We start from the raw sequence: 3,559 nt of genomic DNA, 5'->3' as shown, positions 1-3,559 counted from the left end.
TCACCCTGCAGCCGGTCCGCCGGCACGACGCGGACGCCGCGATCCTCTTCTCCGACATCGTCGTCCCGCTCAGGGCAGCCGGTGTGGCCGTGGACATCGTCCCGGGCCGTGGTCCGGTCCTGGAACACCCGGTCCGCACCCCTGCGGACATTGCAGCGTTGCCGACCGTGACCCCCGATCAACTGGCGGGGGTGGTCGAGGGCATCGGGGAGGTTCTCCCCGAACTGCGCGACGACCAGGTGCTCATCGGCTTCGCAGGTGCCCCCTTCACCCTGGCGTCCTACCTCATCGAGGGGGGTCCCTCGAAGAACCACGGCATCACCAAGTCGCTGATGTACTCCGAACCCGCGACCTGGCACGCGCTCATGGAGAAGCTGACCCCCACGGTCATCACCTTCCTGCGCACCCAGCTGGAGGCGGGTGTCGACGCCCTCCAGCTCTTCGACTCCTGGGCCGGATTCCTCTCGCTGAAGGACTACCGCGAGTTCGTCGCCCCCTACTCCCGCCGCATCTTCGACGCCGTACGAGCCTACGGTGTGCCGATGATCCACTTCGGGGTGAACACCGCCGAACTGCTCGGCGAGATGGCGGCCGTCGGACCGGACGTTATCGGGGTCGACTGGAAGACGCCGCTGGATGTCGCGGCCGCCAGGGTCACCACCGACCTCCGTGACCGGGGGCTCGCCGTTCCACGCGCGATCCAGGGGAACCTCGACCCCGCGGTGCTGCTGGCCGGTCCGGAGGTCATCACCGACCACGTCCGCCGGATCTGCTCCGAGGCGGACGCCGCCGTCGCCGCGGGCAACGCCACCGGCCATATCTTCAACCTCGGCCACGGGGTGCTGCCCGAGACCGACCCGGACGCCATCACGCGGGCCTTCGCCGAGGTGCATGCCCTGTGAACGGTTCAGCCACGTCCCCGACCATCGCCGTCATCGGCGGTGGTGTCTCCGGGCTCACCGCGGCCCGTACCCTGCGCCGGAACCTCGGCCCGGCCGCCGACATCCTGATTCTCGAGGCCTATGACCGGCTCGGCGGCAAGCTCAAGACAGTGGACTTCGCCGACGGCCCAGTCGACATGGGGGCCGAGGCATTCCTCACCCGACGGACCGGGCTCACCGCTCTCGTCGACGAGCTCGGACTGTCCGACGACCTGCGCGTCCCCTCCGGACTGCGCAGTTGCTTCTACGTCGACGGTCGTCTCGTCGACGCGCCTGCGCGCACCGTCATGGGTATTCCCGCCCGTGGTGCCGACGTCGCCGGTATCGTCTCCGCGGACACTGCCGCCCGTATCGACGCAGAGTCCACCGCCGATCCGATCGCGTGGGCTCCCGGTGACGACGTCAACGTGGGCGCCCTCGTGCGCTCCCGCTACGGGGCGGATGCTGTGGCCCGGCTCGTCTCCCCGATGCTCGGTGGCGTCTACTCGGCCTCCGCAGACGCTCTCGGCCTGCGTGCCACTGTCCCCGCCCTCGCCAGGTCCTTCGACGACCTCGCGTCCTCGGGCGCGCAGGTACGGCTGTCGACCGCCGTCGACAGACTGCTGGTCGAGAGGGAGGACGCCGCACGTGCCCTCGCCGCGGAGGGTGGGAAGCCGGCCCCGGCCTTCAACAGTTTCGCCCACGGCTACCGGTCGCTGGTCCGCGCCCTGGCGGAGGACGCCGACGCCGACATCCGGCTCAACACCCAGGTCGAGTCGGTGAACCGGTGGCAGGGGCGGTTCTGGCTGGAGCCGGTCGGCGAGGTCGACGCAGTTGTCGTCGCCACCCCCGCCCCGACCGCCGCCGTTCTGCTCGGTGACGTCGCTCCGGAGGCGGGTGACCTGCTCAGCGGTGTGGAACTGGCCAGTTCCGCTGTGGTGGGCATGCGTTTCGACACTGACGCCGGTCTGCCCCGCACCAGTGGGGTTCTGCTGGGCACCGATGCACCGGGCGTCCACGCCAAGGCATTCACCTTCTCCTCCCGCAAGTGGCCCCACCTGGCCGACCGCGGCGGGGCGTTCGTGCGGGCGAGCTTCGGGACCCTGGCAGACGCCAGTCTCGTCGACGCCGATGACCGGACCCTCATCGGCTACGCTGTCGAGGATCTGGCGACCGTCAGCGGTTTCACCGCCCGCCCGGTGGAGACCTTCGTCCAACGGTGGTGGGGTGGACTGCCCAGCTACGGTGTGGAGCATCTCGACCGGATCGCCGCGGTGCGCGACAGTCTCGCGCAACACCCCCGGGTCGCGCTGGCGGGAGCGGCGCTGCAGGGCGTGGGCGTGCCCGCATGCGCCGATTCCGGGCGCGACGCCGCACTCAAAATCATCACCGACCTTTCACAGTCCTGACCAGGAGAGACATGTCCAAGCTCAATTTCAAGGCCCTCAATGAGAAGCTGCAGTACACCATGTGGTCCGTGTTCACGGTCCGCAACGGCGAACTGCCCGCCGACGACGCGGCCCGTGCCGGGATCGCCGCCGAGTTCGCCGGGTTCCTGGCGTCCTACGAGGACGAGGAACTCACCGTCCGTGGTGTCTACGACCTCACCGGCCAACGTGCCGACGCCGACCTGATGATCTGGTGGCACGCCGAGAAGTTCGAGGATCTCCAGCGTGCGTACCGACGCTTCCTGAAGGAGACGCGTCTCGGACAGGTCTGTGACGCCCACTGGTCGAGCTCCGCCCTGCACCGGCCCGCCGAGTTCAACAAGTCCCACCTGCCGTCGTTCATCATGGGGGAGGAGCCCGGCGACTGGATCGCCGTGTACCCCTTCGTCCGGTCCTACGAGTGGTACCTGCTGCCGGACACTGAGCGGCGCACGATCCTCGCCGAGCACGGCATGGCGGCCCGGGGGTTCGACGAGGTCCGGGCCAACACCGTCCCCGCCTTCGCCCTCGGCGACTACGAGTGGATCCTCGCCTTCGAGTCCCCGACCCTCGACCGGATCGTCGACCTGATGTACAAGATGCGCTACACGGAGGCCCGCCGACACGTCCGCGAGGAGATCCCCTTCTTCACCGGACACCGCGTCAACGGTGACGAGGCGACGCTGACGGCCTTCATCACCGAGCTTCCCTGACCTCCCTCCGGGGTCAAGCAGCGGCTACTTCTCCCGGAGCTCCAGCGCGAGCCCGTTGATGCAGTAGCGCAGGTCGGTGGGGGTGTCGTAGCCCTCCCCGGTGAAGACGTGGCCGAGGTGTCCGCCACACGTGGCGCAGAGCACCTCGGTCCTCCTCACCCCCAGGCTGTCATCGATCTTCTCGATGACGGCATCGGAGTCAGCCGGATCGAAGAACGACGGCCACCCGCAGTGTGAGTGGAACTTCTCCGTGGAACGGAACAGCTCCGTGCCACAGCCACGGCAGACGTAGACCCCCTCCGTCTCACTGTCGGTGTACTCGTGACTGTATGGACGTTCCGTCGCCGCGTGCCGGAGCACCTGGTAGGAGTCAGGCTCCAGTCGTTGACGCCACTGCTCGTCGGTCAGGGCAGAAAAGTCCGTGAAAGTGCCGTTCGTCAGGTCGAAATCGTTCATCGTCGGTGCCTCGCAGTCTGGTCGGTGGCCTGTACCTCACCAG

4 protein-coding genes are annotated in these 3,559 nt (G+C 68.4%); 3 read left to right on the top strand and 1 reads right to left on the bottom strand.

Annotation, left to right across the window (positions count from 1 at the left end):
* From hemE to hemQ, 3 genes are all read left to right on the top strand, one after another.
* Positions 1 to 902: uroporphyrinogen decarboxylase (gene hemE / locus QZV72_RS13750; protein ID WP_297009219.1), on the top strand; the 902-nt coding region annotated here is incomplete at its 5' end.
* The gene (hemG, locus tag QZV72_RS13745; RefSeq protein WP_297009218.1) at positions 899 to 2,329 is read left to right on the top strand and encodes a protoporphyrinogen oxidase; all 1,431 of its coding nucleotides are present in this window, start codon (positions 899 to 901) and stop codon (positions 2,327 to 2,329) included. The genes hemE and hemG, both read left to right, overlap by 4 nt.
* An 11-nt stretch (positions 2,330 to 2,340) precedes the next feature.
* The gene (gene hemQ / locus QZV72_RS13740; RefSeq protein WP_297009216.1) at positions 2,341 to 3,060 is read left to right on the top strand and encodes a hydrogen peroxide-dependent heme synthase; all 720 of its coding nucleotides are present in this window, start codon (positions 2,341 to 2,343) and stop codon (positions 3,058 to 3,060) included.
* Between the two features lie 24 nt (positions 3,061 to 3,084).
* On the opposite strand, the gene msrB is transcribed toward hemQ, so the two are convergent.
* Complete coding sequence (gene msrB / locus QZV72_RS13735) at positions 3,085 to 3,516, bottom strand: peptide-methionine (R)-S-oxide reductase MsrB (RefSeq protein WP_297009215.1); 432 nt, start codon at positions 3,514 to 3,516, stop codon at positions 3,085 to 3,087.
* Between the last annotated feature and the right edge of the window lie 43 nt (positions 3,517 to 3,559).

Source organism: uncultured Corynebacterium sp., assembly GCF_902782855.1.
Taxonomy (GTDB): Bacteria; Actinomycetota; Actinomycetes; order Mycobacteriales; family Mycobacteriaceae; genus Corynebacterium.
The sequence above is the reverse complement of the archived record's forward strand: the minus strand, read 5'-3'. Positions and strand labels throughout refer to the sequence as shown.